General features: G+C 74.1%; 14 protein-coding genes. 11 read left to right on the forward strand and 3 right to left on the reverse strand.

The window, feature by feature from the left end; all coding sequences use genetic code 11:
- The first annotated feature begins 25 nt into the window (after positions 1-25).
- Positions 26-1945: a glycoside hydrolase family 3 protein gene (locus SCATT_RS00455; RefSeq protein ID WP_014627217.1), complete on the forward strand. Its 1920-nt coding sequence runs from the start codon at positions 26-28 to the stop codon at positions 1943-1945.
- 45 nt (positions 1946-1990) lie between these two features.
- Here the strand turns inward: SCATT_RS00455 and SCATT_RS00460 are convergent, their stop codons facing one another.
- A complete protein-coding gene (locus SCATT_RS00460; protein ID WP_014140876.1) occupies positions 1991-2773 on the reverse strand; it encodes a VOC family protein in 783 nt (260 codons plus the stop codon).
- A gap of 142 nt (positions 2774-2915) precedes the next feature.
- Positions 2916-4655, reverse strand: a complete 1740-nt coding sequence (locus SCATT_RS00465) for a pyruvate dehydrogenase (RefSeq protein ID WP_014140877.1) — start codon at positions 4653-4655, stop codon at positions 2916-2918.
- Between the two features lie 255 nt (positions 4656-4910).
- Between SCATT_RS00465 and SCATT_RS00470 the strand changes: the two genes are divergently transcribed.
- The 5 genes from SCATT_RS00470 to SCATT_RS00490 all read left to right on the forward strand — a co-directional run bounded on the left by SCATT_RS00470 (position 4911) and on the right by SCATT_RS00490 (position 9971).
- Positions 4911-5813, forward strand: coding sequence for an MIP/aquaporin family protein (locus SCATT_RS00470; protein ID WP_014140878.1), 903 nt, complete (start codon positions 4911-4913; stop codon positions 5811-5813).
- Between the two features lie 33 nt (positions 5814-5846).
- Positions 5847-7361, forward strand: a complete 1515-nt coding sequence (gene glpK / locus SCATT_RS00475) for a glycerol kinase GlpK (protein ID WP_014140879.1) — start codon at positions 5847-5849, stop codon at positions 7359-7361.
- A 138-nt stretch (positions 7362-7499) separates the two neighbouring features.
- The gene (locus tag SCATT_RS00480) at positions 7500-8042 is read left to right on the forward strand and encodes a hypothetical protein (protein WP_014140880.1); all 543 of its coding nucleotides are present in this window, start codon (positions 7500-7502) and stop codon (positions 8040-8042) included.
- Between the two features lie 138 nt (positions 8043-8180).
- Positions 8181-9698 (forward strand): carbohydrate binding domain-containing protein, encoded by a 1518-nt coding sequence (locus SCATT_RS40215; protein ID WP_014140881.1) that lies wholly within the window; start codon positions 8181-8183, stop codon positions 9696-9698.
- A 42-nt stretch (positions 9699-9740) separates the two neighbouring features.
- A complete protein-coding gene (locus tag SCATT_RS00490; protein WP_014140882.1) occupies positions 9741-9971 on the forward strand; it encodes a DUF2277 domain-containing protein in 231 nt (76 codons plus the stop codon).
- Between the two features lie 64 nt (positions 9972-10035).
- On the opposite strand, the gene SCATT_RS00495 is transcribed toward SCATT_RS00490, so the two are convergent.
- Positions 10036-10959 (reverse strand): polysaccharide deacetylase family protein, encoded by a 924-nt coding sequence (locus tag SCATT_RS00495; protein ID WP_014140883.1) that lies wholly within the window; start codon positions 10957-10959, stop codon positions 10036-10038.
- 576 nt (positions 10960-11535) lie between these two features.
- Here SCATT_RS00495 and SCATT_RS00500 point away from each other — a divergent pair.
- From SCATT_RS00500 to SCATT_RS00520, 5 genes are all read left to right on the forward strand, one after another.
- Positions 11536-12714, forward strand: coding sequence for a hypothetical protein (locus SCATT_RS00500; RefSeq protein ID WP_014140884.1), 1179 nt, complete (start codon positions 11536-11538; stop codon positions 12712-12714).
- 161 nt (positions 12715-12875) lie between these two features.
- Positions 12876-14354: a glutamate--cysteine ligase family protein gene (locus SCATT_RS00505; protein WP_014627221.1), complete on the forward strand. Its 1479-nt coding sequence runs from the start codon at positions 12876-12878 to the stop codon at positions 14352-14354.
- A 137-nt stretch (positions 14355-14491) separates the two neighbouring features.
- Complete coding sequence (locus tag SCATT_RS00510; RefSeq protein ID WP_014140886.1) at positions 14492-15598, forward strand: hypothetical protein; 1107 nt, start codon at positions 14492-14494, stop codon at positions 15596-15598.
- A gap of 124 nt (positions 15599-15722) precedes the next feature.
- Positions 15723-16250, forward strand: a complete 528-nt coding sequence (locus tag SCATT_RS00515) for a GNAT family N-acetyltransferase (RefSeq protein WP_202446576.1) — start codon at positions 15723-15725, stop codon at positions 16248-16250.
- 89 nt (positions 16251-16339) lie between these two features.
- Complete coding sequence (locus tag SCATT_RS00520) at positions 16340-17806, forward strand: metallophosphoesterase family protein (protein WP_014140888.1); 1467 nt, start codon at positions 16340-16342, stop codon at positions 17804-17806.
- Positions 17807-17848 lie beyond the last annotated feature (42 nt).

Below are 17848 nucleotides of genomic sequence, written 5' to 3' on the forward strand. Positions count from 1 at the left end.
GCGCCGGCGCCTGACGGCCGCCCGTGTGGCCGGCGCACTGGTCACCGCCGCGGCGCTGGTGGCCGCCGTGATGCCCGCCGCGTCGGCGCGGACCACGGCGGCCCCGGAGCACGGCGGCCACGCCACGGCCGCGCACCACGGTACGGCCCCCTACCTCGACCCCCGGCTGCCGGTGCGGCAGCGCGTCGCCGACCTGCTCGGGCGGATGACGCTGGAGGAGAAGGTCGGCCAGATGACCCAGGCCGAGCGCGGCGCCGTCGACTCCGACCAGGGGCAGATCACCGATCTGAAGCTGGGCTCGCTGCTGTCCGGCGGGGGTTCGACGCCGGCCTCCAACACCCCGCGGGCGTGGGCCGACATGATCGACGGCTACCAGTCGCACGCGCTCGCCACCCGGCTGCACATCCCGCTGCTCTACGGCATCGACGCGGTGCACGGCGACAACAACCTGGTCGGGGCCACCATCTTCCCGCACAACATCGCGCTGGGGGCGACCCGGGATCCGGCGCTGGTGCGTGCCGAGGAACACATCACCGCCACCGAGACCCGGGCCACCGGGCCGCAGTGGGTCTTCGCGCCCTGCCTGTGCGTCACCCGCGACGACCGCTGGGGACGCGCCTACGAGAGCTTCGGCGAGGACCCGGCGCTGGTGGAGCGGATGGAGACCGCAATCGACGGCTTCCAGGGCACCCGCCCCCAGGACCTCTCCCGCCCCGACCACGTGCTGGCGACCGCCAAGCACTTCGCCGGTGACGGCGACACCGCGTACGGCACCTCCACCACCAACACGTACACCATCGACCAGGGCGTGACCGTCACCGACCACCGGCACTTCGCCGCCGTGGACCTGGCGCCGTACGTCCCCGCGGTGCGCGAGCACCACGTCGGCAGCGTCATGCCGTCCTACTCCAGCGTGCGGTGGACGGACGTGCCCGGCAGCACCCCGGTGAAGATGAGCGCCAGCAAGGAGCTGCTGACCGGTGTGCTCAAGGAGAAGATCGGCTTCCAGGGCTTCCTGATCAGCGACTGGGAGGCGATCCACCAGCTCCCCGGGGACTACGCCACGCAGGTGCGCACCGCGGTCGACGCCGGGCTCGACATGTTCATGGAGCCGTACAGCGCCGAGCGGTTCGAGCAGACCCTGGTCTCCGAGGTGCGGGCCGGGCGGGTGCCGATGGCCCGTATCGACGACGCGGTGAGCCGGATCCTGCGGGCCAAGTTCGAACTCGGCCTCTTCGAGCACCCCTACACCGACCGGCGCGACATCGGCACGATCGGCTCGCCGGAGCACCGGGCGGTGGCCCGCCGGGCGGTCGCCGAGTCGCAGGTGCTGCTGAAGAACGACCACGGGGCGCTGCCGCTCAAGCCCTCCCAGCGGATCTACGTGGCCGAGGTCAACGCCGACGACCTCGGCAACCAGGCCGGCGGCTGGACGGTGACCTGGCAGGGCCAGTCCGGCAACGGCCGCTTCCCCGGCACCACGATCCTCCAGGGCATCCGGCAGGCGGCCCCGGACGTCACCTACAGCGCCGACGCCTCCGCGCCGACCGCGGGGTACGACGTGGGCGTGGTGGTGGTCGGCGAGACCCCGTACGCCGAGGGCATGGGCGACGTCGGCAACGGCCACACGCTCGACCTGTCGGCCGCCGACCGGGCCGCCGTCGACAAGGTGTGCGGGGCGATCCGCACCTGCGTGGTGCTCGACGTCGCCGGCCGGCCGCAGATCGTCACGGACGAACTGCCCAAGGCGGACGCCTTCGTGATGTCCTGGCTGCCCGGCAGCGAGGGCGAGGGCGTGGCCGACGTGCTCTTCGGCAAGCGGCCGTTCACCGGCAAGCTGCCGGTGTCGTGGCCGCGCGCCGAGAGCCAGGAGCCGGTCAACGTCGGTGACCACCGTTACGACCCGCTGTTCCGGTACGGCTACGGACTGACCACGGGGCGCTGACCGCCGACCCGGGCCGCCCGCACCCCGGTGCGGGCGGCGGGCGGCTCAGACCATGGCGCTGGTGATCACCGCGAACGTGGCGCCGAAGGGGTCGGTGAACATCGCCAGCCGGCCGACGTTCTCCGCGTCCATGGGGGCTATCAGCGCGGTGGCGCCGTGCTCGGCGGCCCGGGCGGCGGTGGTGTCGCAGTCGATCACCTCGAAGTAGGGGTGCCAGTCGGAGGTGGTGCCTGCCGCCAGGTTTTCCGGCTGGAGCTGCATGATGCCACCGTGCTGGGCGTCCTGGCCGCCGCCGGAGGGGGTGACCAGGGTGTAGCCGGGGCCGAAGTCCACGTCGCGCAGGTCCCAGGAGAAGACCGAGCGGTAGAAATCCTTGGCCGCCGAGGCGTCGGTGGTGTACAGCTCCGTCCAGCACAGGGTGCCGGGGGCGGTGACCTCCTCCAGGCCCGCGACGTCGGCGGGCTCCCAGACCGCGAAGTCGGCGCCGGTGGGGTCGGTGAAGCCGGCCATGCGGCCCGCGGTGAAGACGTCGAACGGCCCGAACCGCACCGTGCCGCCCGCCTGCTCGACGGCCTTGGTGGTGGCCTGCGCGTCGGTGGTGTGGAAGTAGAGCGTCCAGGCGGAGCGGGCGCCCTCCTCGGTGAGCAGGCCGGCCGCGGCGACGACGCGGTCGCCGAGCCGGAAGAATCCGTACCCGCCCGCGTCCGGCCCCGCGGACTGGAACTCCCAGCCGAACAGCTCGCGGTAGAAGGCCGCGGCGGCGTCCACGTCCGGCGTGCCCAGGTCGAGCCAGTTGGGCGCGCCGGGCACGAAGTCGATGGTGAGCATGGATGGTCCTCCGGCTCGTACGGTGGCGACGGCCGCCGTGCCGCGCGGAACGCGTCCCGGCGGCGGTCCCCTCGTACCTTCAGCATGGCAGGGCCCACTGACAATCGCCGTTCCGGCGGGTGCGCGGACGCGGGGCGTGGCCTTACGGACGCGGGATGTTGCGTAGGTTCGCCCGGGCCAGGTCGAGCATGCGGCCGACGCCGCCGTCGAGTACGGTGCGTCCGGCGGAGAAGGCGAACCCCTTGACCTGCCCGGCCGACAGGTGCGGCGGCATCGACAGCGCGTTGGGGTCGGTGACCAGCTCCACCAGGGCGGGTCCGTCGTGGGCCAGCCCCTCGGCGAGGGCGTCGCGCACCTGGCCGGGGCGTTCGGCCCGGATCGCGTGGATGCCCGCGGCCCGTGCGATGGCCGAGTAGTCCACCGGCGCGTGGTCGGTCTGGTAGTCGCGCAGGCCGTCCACCATCATCTCGAGTTTGACCATGCCAAGCGAGGAGTTGTTGAAGACGATCGTCTTCACCGGCAGGTCGTGCAGGCGCACCGTGAGCAGCTCCCCCATCAGCATGCCGAGGCCGCCGTCGCCGGAAAGCGAGATCACCTGCCGGCCGCGGTCGGCGAACTGGGCGCCGATGGCGTGCGGCAGCGCGTTGGCCATGGTGCCGTGCAGGAAGGAACCGATCACCCGGCGGCGTCCGTTGGGCGTGATGTAGCGGGCCGCCCACACGTTGCACATGCCGGTGTCCACGGTGAAGACCGCGTCGTCGGCGGCGAGTTCGTCGAGCACGGCCGCCGGGAACTCGGGGTGGATGGGCACATGGCGTTCGACGTTGCGGGTGTAGGCGCCGACCACGTTCTCCAGCGCCCTGGCGTGGCGGCGCAGCATGCGGTCGAGGAACGACCGGTCGGTCTTGGCGCGCACCAGCGGCAGCACCGCCCGCAGCGTCTCGCGGACGTCACCGTGCACCCCCAGCTCCAGCGCCGTGCGAGCGCCGAGCCGTCCCGCGTCGTGGTCGATCTGGACGGTGCGGGCCTGCGGCAGGAAGTCGTCGTACGGGAAGTCGGTGCCGAGCAGCACCACGAGGTCGGCCTCGTGTATGGCGTCGTAGCAGGCGCCGTAGCCGAGCAGGCCGCTCATGCCGACGTCGAAGGGGTTGTCGTACTGGATCCATTCCTTGCCGCGCAGCGAGTGGCCGACGGGGGCGTGGACGCGGTCGGCGAGGCGCATGACCTCCTCGTGGGCGCCGCGGACCCCGGCACCGCAGAAGAGGGTGACCGTGGCCGCCTCGTCGAGCTTGCGGGCCAGCGCCGTCACCTGGTCCTCCGGCGGCAGCACCCGGCCGAGCCCGGTGACCAGGTCGCTCGTCCCGGTGGGGTACCCGGACTCGGCGTGCGCCAGGTCGCCGGGGAGGACCACGACCGACACGCCCTGGTGGCCGATCGCGCGTTGCAGCGCGATGCGCAGGACGCGGGGCATCTGGGCGGGTGAGCTGATCAGCTCGCAGTAGCGGCTGCATTCGGTGAACAGCCGTTCCGGGTGGGTCTCCTGGAAGAAGCCGGTGCCGATCTGCTTGGCGGGGATGTGCGAGGCGAGCGCGAGCACCGGCGCGCCGGAGCGGTTGGCGTCGTACAGGCCCTGGATCAGATGGGTGTTGCCCGGTCCGCAGCTGCCCGCGCAGACCGCGAGTTCGCCGGTGAGCTGGGCCTGCGCGGCGGCGGCGAAGGCGGCGGCCTCCTCGTTGCGTACGTGCACCCACTCGATGCCCTCGGTGCGCCGTACGGCGTCCACCACGGGGTTGAGGCTGTCGCCCACCACCCCGTAGACGCGCTCGACCCCGGCCTGCCGGAGGATCTGCGTGAACTGCTGGGCCACGGTCGGGTTGGCCATACGGTCTCCTCGCGCGTCGTCGGCGGTGCGGATGCCACCGCCGGTGCCGGTCACGGCACGTGTGTCGCTTCCGATCCTGTCCGTGCCGGGCCGCAACCGCAGCGGGAGCGGCCGATCCGGGCACGGCTTCGGCGGGTCGCGGGCGGCGGGCGGTCACCCGGGTGGACTCCTTCGGCCTGACGGCGGGCGGGTGGCGGTGGTTCGGTGGGCGTGGCGGCCCACCGGCGGGGCCGTGGCCGACGGAAGGCGGAGCGGATGAGCGAGCCGACACAGGACGCCCCCGGCGAGGGCCCACCCGGCAGAGGGGTGGCACCCGCCCCGGGGACCACGCTGCTCGCCGAGGTGGCGGCGGAGTTCGCCGGGACGCTGGTGCTGATCCTCTTCGGCTGCGGCGTGGTCGCCCAGGTCTCCGCGGGCGGCGCGCTGACCAACCCCAAGGGCGGTCTGGGCGCCCATGACAGCATCGCGTGGGCCTGGGGCCTGGGGGTGACCTTCGGCGTCTACCTGGCGGGCCGGATCAGCGGGGCCCACCTCAACCCCGCGGTGACGGTGTCGCTCGCGGCCTTCAAGGGGTTCCCGTGGCGCAAGGTGGCCCCGTTCGCGGTGGCCCAGACCGCCGGTGCCTTCGTCGCCGCGCTGCTGGTGCGCTGGAACTACACCGAGATCCTGGCCAGGGCGGATCCGGGGCACAGCGTCAAGACGCAGACCGTCTTCTCCACGCTGCCCGGCAACGGCTCACCGGTCGCCGGGGTCCACCAGTGGGGTGCCTTCCGCGACCAGGTGATCGGAACCGCGCTGCTGATGCTGCTGATCCTGGCCGTCACCGATCTGCTCAACACCCCGCCGGGCGCCAACCTCGCCCCGCTGGTCATCGGGCTGATCGTGGTCGTCATCGGCATGGCGTTCGGCGCGGACGCCGGGTACGCGATCAACCCGGCGCGTGACTTCGGGCCCCGGCTGGCCAGCTTCCTGACCGGGTACCGCGGGGCGTGGCGGGACCAGTGGGGCGACTACTACTTCTGGGTGCCGATCGTCGGGCCGCTGGTCGGCGGGGTGGCCGGCGGGGTGTTCTACCAGCTGTTCGTGGGGCGTTTCCTGCCCCGGCCGGAGCCGGAGCCCCCCGGGGAGCTGCCGTCGGCGCCCGGCGCCGGGGCGTGAACGCGCGGACGCGACGAGGAGAGGCGGCGGGCGATGGCGGACTTCGTCGGCGCGGTGGACCAGGGCACCACCAGCAGCCGTTTCATGATCTTCGACCACGACGGCAACGAGGTGGCCAAGCACCAGCTGGAACACACCCAGATCCTGCCGCGCCCCGGCTGGGTGGAGCACGACCCGGTGGAGATCTGGGAACGCACCAACGTGGCCATCCAGAACGCCGTGCGGGCCGCCCGGATCGCCGCCTCCGACCTGGCCGCCATCGGCATCACCAACCAGCGCGAGACCACCGTGGTGTGGGATCCGCGCACCGGCCAGCCGTACTGCAACGCCATCGTGTGGCAGGACACCCGCACCGACACCATCGCCTCCGCCCTGGACCGGGACGAACGCGGTGAGCTGATCCGCCGGCGCGCCGGACTGCCGCCGGCCACCTACTTCTCCGGCGGCAAGCTGCGCTGGATCCTGGAGAACGTCGACGGGGTGCGCGCGGCGGCCGAGCGGGGCCACGCGCTCTTCGGCACCACCGACTCGTGGGTGCTGTGGAACCTCACCGGCGGTCCCAACGGCGGCATCCACGCCACCGACGTCACCAATGCCAGCCGCACCATGCTGATGGACCTGGAGACGCTGGACTGGGACGACGAACTGCTGGAGATCTTCGGCGTGCCCCGGGCGATGCTGCCGCGGATCCACTCCTCCGCCGACCCCGAGGCGTTCGGCCAGGCCCGCACGAGCCGGCCGCTGCGGACCCCGGTGCCCATCACCGCGGTCCTCGGCGATCAGCAGGCGGCCACCGTGGGCCAGGTGTGCTTCACCCCGGGTGAGGCCAAGAACACCTACGGCACCGGCAACTTCCTGCTGCTCAACACCGGGACGGAGCCGGTGCGTTCGCGGCACGGGCTGATCACCACGGTCTGCTACCGGTTCGGCGAGGGCCCCGCGGTGTACGCGCTGGAGGGGTCGATCGCGGTGACCGGATCGGCGGTGCAGTGGCTGCGTGACCAGATGCGGACGATCCGGGACGCGGCGGAGAGCGAGACGCTGGCCCGTACCGTCCAGGACAGCGGCGGGATCTACTTCGTGCCGGCGTTCTCCGGGCTCTTCGCCCCCTACTGGCGCTCCGACGCGCGCGGGGCCATCGTCGGCCTCGCCCGCTACCACACCAACGGCCACCTGGCCCGGGCCACCCTGGAGTCCATCTGCTACCAGAGCCGGGACGTGGTGGAGGCGATGGCCCAGGACTCCGGGGTGCGCCTGGACGTCCTCAAGGTGGACGGCGGGGTGACCGCCAACGACCTGTGCATGCAGACCCAGGCCGATGTGCTCGGCGTCCCGGTCAGCCGTCCGGTGGTCGCCGAGACGACGGCGCTGGGCGCGGCGTACGCGGCCGGGCTCGCCGCCGGGTTCTGGCGCGACACCGACGAGCTGCGGGAGCACTGGCACGAGTCGAAGCGCTGGGAGCCGCGGTGGAGCGAGGAGCGGCGGGCCGAGGGGTACGCGGGCTGGAAGAAGGCGGTGCGGCGCACGCTGGACTGGGTGGAGGTGTGACCACGCACACCACGGGTCACCGCGGGGCGGGGTGATACGCGTCATTTCGCCGGATCGCCCGGATGGGTAGGGTGGCGCGATCGTAGCGGGCGGCGAGCAGGAGACGCCCGGCGAGCGCGAGAGGGGAATCCGGCGCCCATGGCTGCCGACCTGTCCGGTGTCATCGCCGCGACCACGCAGTGGCTCACCCGTTCCTACCCGGTGACCGGTGGCGCGCTGGACGCCGCGCTGGCGCAGGCCCAGGCCCGTCAGGCGGTGACCGCCGCGGCCTGGCTGCGCTATCCCTCCCAGGCCGACGCCGCGCTGCTGGAGCTGCTCGGTCCGGGTGGCTCGGCGGCGCTGGACCGGCTCACCGGTTCCGGCGCCGCGGCTGCCGACGTCCCCGGCGCCGGTGAGGCGTGGCGCAGCTGGGTGGACGAGGTGGTGGCGAGCTGGGCGGCGTGCCTGCTCACCGACGCTCCGCTGGCCCGGGCCGCGGTGGCCGCGCTCGACGGGTGCGAGCACGCCGCGGGGCTGCCGTTCGAGTTCCGCCGGCTGACCGCCCCGGACCCGCACGACCGGCACGCCGCGCCGCTGCTGCGCCACCCCGATCTGCTGGCGCCGGTCGCCGCGCTGCACCGCTCCGAGCTGCTGCGCCGGCTGTCGGCCGGCCACGCCGCGGAGACCGAAGCCGCGGCCTGAGCGCGTCCCGCCCGCAGCCGCACCGCCGTCGGCCGTGCGGCTGGTCCCTGCCGACGTCTTGACGCGGGGAGTTGGTCTAGTCCAACGTCTGGTCCAGGCCTGTTCGACTCCCCCACCGCTCGTCGTCAGGAGACCGGCATGACCCCAACTCTCCGGCGTCGGTGGCGTGTCGCGCTGACCGCCGGCGTCACCGCCGCCACGGCCACCGCCGTGGCGGCGGCCATGAGTCCGACCGCCGCCGACGCGATGGCCTCCCCCGCCCCCGCCGCCACCGCCCAGCTCCTCACCAACCCCGGCTTCGAGACCGGCACCCTGTCCGGCTGGAACTGCTCGCCCCAGGACAAGGTGGTCACCACGCCGGTCGCCGAGGGCTCCTACGCCCTCGCGGCCACCCCGAGCGGCGGCGACTACGCGCAGTGCGCGCAGACCGTCGCCGTCCGCCCCGGATCGACGTATACGCTCACCGCCCAGGTACAGGGGTCGTACGTCTACCTCGGCGCCACCGGCACCGGCACCACCGATCCCAGCACCTGGACCTCCTCCGCCTCGTGGGCGCCGTTGTCCACCACGTTCACCACCGGCCCCGCGACCACCTCGGTGACGGTGTGGGTGCACGGCTGGTACGGGCAGGGCACGTTCGGCGCCGACGCGCTGTCGCTGACCGGTCCCCCGCCCGCCGACGGCACCCCCACACCGACCCCGACGCCCACACCGACGCCCACGCCGACCCCGACTCCCACGCCCCCGGGCGGCACCGGCGCCTTCCAGCACCCGGCCTACCTCATGCCGCTGGACAACAGCCCGCAGTCGGTCACCGACATCGTCCAGGGCTCCGGCGAGAAGCAGTTCCTGCTCGCCTTCGTGCTGGACTCCGGCGGCTGCACCCCGGCCTGGGACGGGGACCCCGCCCACACCGTGGCCGCCGACACCACCGTGCGCGCCGACGTCGACGCCGTCCGGGCGGCCGGCGGCGACGTGGCGGTCTCCTTCGGCGGCTACAACGGCACGGAACTGGGCGCCAGTTGCGGCGGACCGGCCGCCCTGGCCGCGGCCTACCAGCAGGTCGTCGACGCCTACCGGCTCACCCGGATCGACCTGGACTGGGAGGGCGACGACCTGGACGCCGACATGGCGGTGCGCTGGGCCGCGATCAAGACGCTGGAGCAGCACGACCCGGGGCTCGACGTCACCCTGACCATCCCGATGACCAGCGTCGGCCTGCCCGACACCGGCAAGGACGAGATACGCCAGGCCATCGCGGCCGGCGCCCGGATCGACGTCGTCAACATCATGGACTTCGACTTCGGCCTCACCGCCGGCACCGAGACCGACGCCGCCGAGACCGTGGCCGACGACGTCAACACCCAGCTCCAGGCGCTCTACGGCTGGGACTCCGCCACCGCCTGGGCGCACACCTCGATCCAGCTCATGAACGGCCACACCGACCAGCCCAGCGAGCTGTTCACCCAGGACACCTTCACCGCGCTGCTGGCCTTCGCCCAGTCCAAGCACGTGGCCGCCTTCACCTACTGGGACGTCAACCGCGACCGGGCCTGTGACCCCAACACCGAGCACCGCTGGGCGGACGGCGCGTGCAGCAGCGTTCCGCAGAACCCGTGGGACTTCACCCGGATCGTCACCCGCTACACCGGCTGAACCGGCGCACCGGGCACGCGGATGCGGGGGCAGACTGGACCCATGTGCCGCAGCATCCGCACCCTCCGCCCGCCCATGACCCCCGACGTCACCGAGGAGGAGATCCACGCCGCCGCGTTGCAGTACGTACGCAAGGTCTCCGGCTTCCGCGCGCCGGCGGCCCACAACCGCGCGGCGTTCGACGCCGCGGTGACCGCCGTCACCGACGCCACCCGGCACCTGCTGGCCTCCCTGGAGGTACGCGGCGCCGGCCCGGCCGCACCGCGCGCATGACGACGGCGGCCGGGACCCGTAAGGGGTCCCGGCCGCCGTTCACGCGGGGTGGTCCGCCGGTGGCTCAGCGCGCGGGGAAGGCGTAGCCGTAGCCCTGCGCGTCGAGTTGGTCGAGCAGCCGGGCGAGGGCCGCCACGGTCTGCGAGCGGTCGCCGCCACCGTCGTGCATGAGGATGACCGCGCCCGGCCGCAGGTTGCTGTTGACATTGCGCAGGATGCCGTCGACGCCGGGGCGCCGCCAGTCGTTGGCGTCGTCGGTCCAGCCCAGCGGGCGCAGCCCGTGGTCGGCGGCGATGCCGCGGATCATCGGCGAGAAGTCGCCGCCGGGGGCGCGGTAGTACCACACCTTGCCGCCGTTCCCGGCGGCGCCGGCTATGTCGTTCTGGGCGTCGACGATCTCGTGGACGTTGTAGTCGAACCCCTTGCCGCTCTGCTTCTCGTCGTGGTGCACCGAGTGGTCGCACAGCCGGTCGCCGGCCGCGACGATCTCCTTCGTGAGGTAAGGGTAACGCTGCGCGTTGGGGCCGATCTCGCAGAAGGTGGCCTTGGCGTGGTGCTTGGCGAGCAGCGCGAGCACCTGCGGGGTCCAGCGCGGGTCGGGCCCGTCGTCGAAGGTGAGCGCCACCGACTTGCCGCCGCCCTCCACCCCGTGCGAGATGGTCAGCGGGACGGTGGCCGACGAGCCGGGTGCCTTGCCGGGGGCCGCGCCGGAGGCGCCGGCCGGGTGCGACGGCGTGCCCGGGGCCTTGCCGGCCGGGGCCGACGCCTTCCCGTCGGACGCCGGGGCCGAGGAGGCCGGCGAGGACGGGCCCGACGGCTGCCGCGAGGGCTTCGCCGGGGCGGAAGCGGACGCCGGAGCGGCGGACGGGGTGGCTGGTGAGGAGGGGGCGACGCGTGCCGACGTCGCAGTGCTGTGCGCACCCGAGTGGGTACCGCACGCGGTGAGCGCGCCACCGCCGAGCGTCGCCACGAGCGCGGCGGCTGCCATCGCTTTGGCCCTGGCCGTTGCCACTGTTCTACCTCCGAGGGCACGCCGGGTGCCCGGATCGCTGGTGGGTCTGAGGAACGCGGATGATGCCGGCCCGGACGGCGGTGTCCGGTGGCCGGTCGTAGGGGGAAGGCCGGTGCGGGCCGGCCGTGGTGGAGCCGGTCGCCTTCGGGCGGACCGGCGAGGGGTGCGGATGACACGGGCGGACGGGCACGGAGGCCTGGTCGGGGAACCGGGTGCGCCCGCCTGTCGGGGGGCGCCGCATGCCGCGTCGGTGCCGAGGACCGCCCCGCGCACCGGCCTCGGGGCCGGCGGACGGCACGGCCGGGGCGGCGCCCCGGGCACGTCACTCGCACTTTTCCGATTTGCACCCGGTTGGGTCGGTCCACCCTAAACGAGAAGGGCGCGCGCGCCCCAGGGCGTACCGCGCATCAGTGGTGTGATTTATCTCCCTACAGGCGCACGACGAACCAACCCGGCGCCAATTACGTCTCCATGGTCGACTGAGCCCCGGCACGGGCGTCGTGGGCTCCCCGGTCATGGCACGGAAGCCGCCGGGGGACAGGGGGTTGGGCCATGAAGTGGGGCAAAGCGGCGTTGGCCGTGGGGAGCGCGGGGCTGCTGTGCGGCATGGTTCCGGCGGGGACGGCACTGGCCGCGCCGACCGCGCCGGAACGGGACAAGCCGGTGGTGATCCTCAACGGCAACCTCGACGCCAGGCCGGGCGAACTGGTGGACATCGCGCTGGACGGCGTCGGCCACAAGGCGGGCTCGCACGGCGTGACCGCCTCGTCACCGGCGTTCCACGGCCCGGTGCGGCTGCGCTGGCACAGCGACGCGTACGGCTCGGGCTGGGACGCGCTGGTGGCGCTGCCGATGACCGACAAGCCCGGCTGGTACCGGGTGAACGTCGCGGTGGGCGGCCGGGTGGTGGGCCACGACCAGATACAGGTGGTGCGTTCGCAGCGGCCGTCGTTCGCGGTACGGGCCTCCGACACCGTGGCCCGCCCGGGCGAGCGGCTGTGGGCCGGCTTCGACGACCTGTACCCGGGCGAGACCGGGCGGGACTTCACCGTCTCCTCCCGGGCACTGGCGAAGCCGGTGCGCCTGGTGCACGACAAGACCACGGACTTCTACAACCCCCGGGCGTTCAGCGCCCGTCCGCAGTTGCCGGCCGGTGTCAAGGACGGCACCTACGCCTTCGTGCTCTCCGGTCCGCACGGAGTGATCAAGTCGGTGCGGCTCACCGTGCGGGCGGCCCGCCCGGGCGACCCCGACTACCGCGGCGTGACCCGTGGCCCGTCGTTCTACGCGCCGGGCAACGGCCCGGGTGACGGTCCGGACGCCAAGGTCCGCTCCGGCGGCCGGATCGGCGTGGTGTGGCGGGACCGCTACCCGGACGCCGGTGAGGACGAGCGGCTGGTGGCCACCTCCCCCGCCTTCACCGCGCCGCTCAAGCTGCGCCTGGACGACAGCAAGGGCGCCGACGGGGACGACCCGCGCTACATCGGCGTCGCCCGGGTCCGCACCGGACTGCGCCCGGGCAGCTACCCGGTCACCGTGGTCAGCCACCACGGCCGGGTGGTCAAGACCCGCCGGCTCACCGTCACCGCCGCCCCCGCGGCACACGGCGACGCGGGGCGGCCGACGGTCACCGAGATGGGCGTCGGCGCCGGGGCGCTGGCGCTCGGGCTGACCGGGGTGGGCCTGGCGGTACGCAACCGCCGCTCGACGCGTACCCCGCACGACGCCTGACCGGAGCCGGGCCTAGCGCCCGGACGGGACCGGCCGCGCCGTCCGCCTGTCGCCCGCGGACGGCGCGGCCCCGCCACCTCCGTGGCCGTCGGCGGCCCGGCGTGGGACGCTGGACGCAAGGACACGAGAGGGGCCGCCACCGAGGAGACTCGGGAGGGGCGATGGGACGAGAGGTCCCCCGGCTCGACTTCACCCGCGACGACCGCCGCCGGTACCGGGAGAAGATGCGCGCCTGCCTGGACGCCCTGGCGCTCATGCTGCGCGGCGTCCGGTTCGACCAGGAGCACCCGCAGGTCGGGCTGGAGCTGGAGCTCAACCTGGTGGACGACGACGCCGAGCCCGCCATGCGCAACACCGAGGTGCTGCGGGCCATCGCCGACCCGGCGTGGTCGACCGAGCTGGGCCGGTTCAACCTGGAGGTCGACATCCCGCCGCGCACCCTGACCGCCGGCGGACCGGGCGACTGGGAACGCGAGGTGCGCGCCGCCCTCAACCACGCCGAGGCGCGGGCCGCCGCGCTCGGGGTGCACCTGATCATGGTGGGCATCCTGCCGACCCTGCGGCAGCAGGACGTCGGGATCACCGCGCTCTCCGAGAACCCCCGCTACCACCTGCTCAACCAGCAGGTCTTCGCCGCCCGGGGCGAGGACCTGCGGATCGCCATCGACGGTCCGGACCGGCTGCGCACCTGGGCGGAGAGCATCACCCCGGAGGCCGCCTGCACCAGCACCCAGTTCCATCTCCAGGTGGCCCCACTGGAGTTCGCCGCCTGCTGGAACGCCGCCCAGGCGATCGCCGGGGTCCAGGTGGCGCTCGCCGCCAACTCGCCCTTCCTGTTCGGCAAGGAGCTGTGGCGGGAGACCCGGATCCCCCTCTTCGAGCAGGCCACCGACACCCGCGCGGTGGAGCTGAAGGAGCAGGGCGTGCGCCCCCGGGTGTGGTTCGGCGAGCGCTGGATCACCTCCGTCTTCGACCTGTTCGAGGAGAACGTGCGCTACTTCCCCGCCCTGCTGCCCATCTGCGACGAGGACGATCCGCTGCGCACCCTCCAGGACGGCGACACCCCCGCGCTGTCCGAACTCACCTTGCACAACGGCACCGTCTACCGCTGGAACCGCCCGGTGTACGACGTGGTGCACGGCGTTCCGCACCTGCGGGTGGAGAACCGGGTGCTGCCGGCCGGCCCCACCATGGCCGACGTGACCGCCAACGGCGCCTTCTACTACGGGCTGGTGCGCGCGCTGGCGGAGGAGGAACGCCCGGTGTGGTCGCGGATGTCGTTCGCCGCCGCCCGCGACAACCTGCACGCCGCGGCCCGGTACGGCATCGACGCGCGGCTGTACTGGCCGGGGATGGGCGAGGTGCCCGCCCCCGAACTCGTGCTGCGCCGCCTGCTGCCCCTGGCCCACCAGGGGCTGGAACGGGCCGGGGTGGACGCCGACTGGCGCGAGCCGATGCTCGGCATCGTGGAGCAGCGGTGCGTCACCGGACGCAACGGCGCCACCTGGCAGGCCGAGGCGTTCCACGCCGTCGACGACCGGTTCAACCTCGGCGTCCACCAGGCGCTGCGCCGGGTGACCGCCGACTACATGGAGTACATGCACCTCAACGTGCCGGTGCACACCTGGCCGGTCGACTGATCCCCCACCGCGTCGGAGCGGCGCACTGTAGCAACACCTCCGCCCCGGCGGGGCCGGATCGCGGTGAAGTCAGGAGAAAGGGGGATGCCGGGGCGTCCGCCGCCCGGGCGGTCGGCGGCGACACTAGCCTGCCGCGCGTGGAGATCTTCGCCGACACGCTCCGCCGATTCCCGCTCGTCGCCCGGCCCCGCCCCAACTGCCCGCCGCTGCGGATGCGGACGGACGAGCTGTGCGCGCTCGCGGAGGCCGCGGACCGGGACGACAGCCTGCCGCTGGCGTCCGCCGTGCACAACCAGGCCGCGCTGCTCGCCTCGGACGTGGGGCTGCCGGAGCTGGCCCGGGCCTGGTGCCGGCGGCACGCCGAGGTCTACCTGCGGGCCGTCCCGCTGTCCGCCGCCACCGCGCGCCAGGCGCTCGAACCGCTGGTCAACCTCGGCCGGTTACAGGTGCGGGACGGCGCCGCCGCGCACGCCGTGCGACTGCTGGACGCGGTGTACGAGGCGGTCGCCACCGGCCGGCCCACCGAGGTCGACGGGGTGGCGCTGCCGGCCGCGGAGCTGACCGCGACCGAGGGTGACCACGACGCGGTGGTGCGCTGGCTGTCCGGGGTCCGGCTCGCCGACGCCGTGCGCGCGCTGATCGGCTTGGGCCGCTGGCAGGACGCGGAGGCCCGGCTGCGGCGGCAGGGCGCGGTGGGGGCGCGGATGTCGGAGGGACGCCAGGTGGCGGTGGTCTGCCGGGTGCTCGCAGGCGACGCCGAGGGCGCGCTGGCGCTGGTGGGGCGGACGGTCGCGGGCGAGCCGTGGGAGGCCGCGGTGACCGCGTGCCTGGCCGCGCTGTGCCGGCGGGCGGACGGCCACCCCGCCGCCGCGGACGCCGACGCCGCGCTCGACGCCTGCCGCCGGCTCGACCTGCCGCCCCGCCTGACGGTCTTCGCCACCCGCCTCGCCCTCACCGCCGTCGACGTCAGCGGCGGCACCGGCCACCCCGGCGCCCGCGACCTCGCCCACGACCTCCTCGACCGCACCACCGGCCGCCGCGACGGCTACGCGGCCCGCGAGGTACTCGGACACCCCGGCTGCGCCGTATTTATGACGGAGCATCAGCTCAAGGAGCTGACCGACACCGTGGACGCCTGCGGCCTCGGCCACGGCTCCCTGCCGGCCGCGTCGCAGGCGGCGCTGTCCACCGCGCTGGAGACCGCCGAGGCCGTGATCGCCCGAGTCCTCACGGCAGGCGGCTGAGCCGGACGGCGGGGCAGTCGGCCACGACTCCCTGCCGACCGCCGGGGCCGTGGTCACCCGGGCCCTGACGGCAGGCGGTTGAGCCGGGGTGACCGTCCGGCACGCCGTGTGCTTCGATGCCGCCATGACCGGCAACCCCCTGGCCCCGCGCGTCCGTCGCCGCCGCGACGCCGACCTCGACGGCTGCGCCCGTGCCCTGCGCGCCGTCCACGAACACGACGGCTACCCCGTGGAGTGGCCCGCGGACCCGGTGGCGTGGCTGCGCCCGCCCCAGTTGCTGGCCGCCTGGGTGGCCGGAACGGGTACCGGCGTCGCCGGCCACGCCGCGCTGACCCGTGGCGGCCCCGGCGACGCCGCGGCCGAGGCGTGGGGCGCGTACGGGGGCGCAGACCCCGCGGCCACCGCACTGGTCGGCCGCCTCTTCGTCGACCCGGCGGCCCGTGGCGCGGGCCTCGGCGCGCTCCTGCTCGACCAGGCGGTACGCGAGGCCCGGCGCGTCGGCCTCCATCCGGTCCTGGACGTGGTGTCCACCGACACCGCCGCGGTGGCGCTCTACGAACGGCTCGGCTGGATCCGTACCGCCTCCGCCGACCAGGTGTGGGGTTCCGGCCGCACGGTGACGGTGCGCTGCTACGCCGCCCCGGCGGGGTGACCGGAACGCGGCGGACGTGGCCGGGTGTTCTTCCGGACGGAACCCGCGCACCCCCTGGCGTTCCGTCGCCGGGCGCATACTCTGCGGACATGGACTGCTGCCCTCCGTCCCGCCGCCAGGCCCTGCTGTGGACCGGTCTGGCGGCGGTGGCCACCACCGCACTGGGCGCCGCGCCCGCCGCGCACGCCACCGCACCGGACGCGCTGCTCGTCACCGACCTCGACGTGGTCACCGTCACCGACACCAGCGTGGTGATCACCTGGTTCAGCGGCTCGCGCACCGAGCGGGACCGCTACGGCGCCCCCGCCCCCGTCCCCGGCGACACCGAGCTGCTCCTCGGCGACCCGGGCAACCCAGCCTCGCTGCGTACCGTCCTCCACGAGGACGGGCCCACCGCGTTCCACTACGCGGAGGTGCACGGCCTGGAGCCCGGGCGCACCTACGCCTTCGAGGCGCGTACCGCGGGCCGGCCGGCCCAGCAGTCGTCATTGCAGTTCCCCGGCAGCGGCGGCTCGATGGACCTGCCCGGGGTCTTCACCACCCTCCAACCGCCGCCCGGCAGGCCGCTGTTCACCATCGCGCTGGCCAACGACACCCACATCGGCGAGCAGACCAGCGGCATCGTCCACGGCGCCTGGCCGCCCTCGTTCCAGCAGGACCCGGGGCTGCCGCCGTACCCGGAGGTGATGCTCGGCGCGATGCTGGAGGACCTGCGCCGGCCCGACCGCGGCGCCGACGTCCTCGTGGTGGCCGGCGACCTGACCTCCGAGGCGAGACCCGCCGACGTGGCACGGGTACGCCAACTCCTCGACGGGTGGGGGACGTTGGGCACCGATTACTTCGTGGCCCGGGGCAACCACGACCGGCCGCACGTGGGGGACGCGTACGCCGGGTGCACCCCGGTCTCCGGCGCCGCCGACCACCACGACTGCTGGGGGGACGTGTTCACCTACCGGCGGCAGGCGCTCACCGAGCACGAGGTGGGCGGCCTGCGGCTGATCGGGCTGGACACCACCACCCTGGACGCGCCCGGCGGCACCCTGGAGGAGGCGCAGTTCGCCGAGCTGGCCCGGCGGCTGCGGCACGACAAGGAGCGGCCCACGCTGCTCTTCGGCCACCACCCGGTGACGTACGAGTCGGCGGTCACCACGGCGGCCGGCCCCTCCTTCGACCTCGACCAGCACCAGGCCCGCCGGCTGGAGGCGCTCTACCGGCGCACCCCCGGGGTCTTCCTGCACCACAGCGGCCACACCCACCGCAACAAGCGCACCTTCGCCGACGACGCGGGACGGGTGGAGTTCCTGGAGGTGGGCGCCGTCAAGGAGTACCCCGGCGGCTACACCCTGGTGCGGCTGTACACCGGCGGCTACCAGGTCACCTTCCACAAGACCCGCTCCGACCTGGCCCGCCGGTGGAGCCAGCGCAGCCGCGCCGAGTACTTCGGGGTCTGGCCGCACTACACGCTGGGCACGATCGCCGACCGCAACCACACGGTGGTGCGCGACCTGTCGGGGCTCACCCGGCCCACCGGTACGCGGACGGCGACCGGCGGCTGACCTGCCGTCCGGCGGGCGGCGCTGCCCCATGCCGACGATTTC

The organism is Streptantibioticus cattleyicolor NRRL 8057 = DSM 46488 (assembly GCF_000240165.1).
GTDB classification, from domain to species: domain Bacteria; phylum Actinomycetota; class Actinomycetes; order Streptomycetales; family Streptomycetaceae; genus Streptantibioticus; species Streptantibioticus cattleyicolor.

What these genes read in the sequence shown, in the direction of transcription:
- SCATT_RS00480 (WP_014140880.1), top strand. Translation starts at nt 7,500, where the DNA reads ATGGCTGCCGACCTGTCCGGTGTCATCGCCGCGACCACGCAGTGGCTC.
- SCATT_RS00505 (WP_014627221.1), top strand. Translation starts at nt 12,876, where the DNA reads ATGGGACGAGAGGTCCCCCGGCTCGACTTCACCCGCGACGACCGCCGC.
- SCATT_RS00460 (WP_014140876.1), bottom strand. Translation starts at nt 2,773, where the DNA reads ATGCTCACCATCGACTTCGTGCCCGGCGCGCCCAACTGGCTCGACCTG.
- SCATT_RS40215 (WP_014140881.1), top strand. Translation starts at nt 8,181, where the DNA reads ATGACCCCAACTCTCCGGCGTCGGTGGCGTGTCGCGCTGACCGCCGGC.
- SCATT_RS00495 (WP_014140883.1), bottom strand. Translation starts at nt 10,959, where the DNA reads ATGGCAGCCGCCGCGCTCGTGGCGACGCTCGGCGGTGGCGCGCTCACC.
- glpK (WP_014140879.1), top strand. Translation starts at nt 5,847, where the DNA reads ATGGCGGACTTCGTCGGCGCGGTGGACCAGGGCACCACCAGCAGCCGT.
- SCATT_RS00465 (WP_014140877.1), bottom strand. Translation starts at nt 4,655, where the DNA reads ATGGCCAACCCGACCGTGGCCCAGCAGTTCACGCAGATCCTCCGGCAG.
- SCATT_RS00500 (WP_014140884.1), top strand. Translation starts at nt 11,536, where the DNA reads ATGAAGTGGGGCAAAGCGGCGTTGGCCGTGGGGAGCGCGGGGCTGCTG.
- SCATT_RS00520 (WP_014140888.1), top strand. Translation starts at nt 16,340, where the DNA reads ATGGACTGCTGCCCTCCGTCCCGCCGCCAGGCCCTGCTGTGGACCGGT.
- SCATT_RS00515 (WP_202446576.1), top strand. Translation starts at nt 15,723, where the DNA reads ATGACCGGCAACCCCCTGGCCCCGCGCGTCCGTCGCCGCCGCGACGCC.
- SCATT_RS00490 (WP_014140882.1), top strand. Translation starts at nt 9,741, where the DNA reads ATGTGCCGCAGCATCCGCACCCTCCGCCCGCCCATGACCCCCGACGTC.
- SCATT_RS00470 (WP_014140878.1), top strand. Translation starts at nt 4,911, where the DNA reads ATGAGCGAGCCGACACAGGACGCCCCCGGCGAGGGCCCACCCGGCAGA.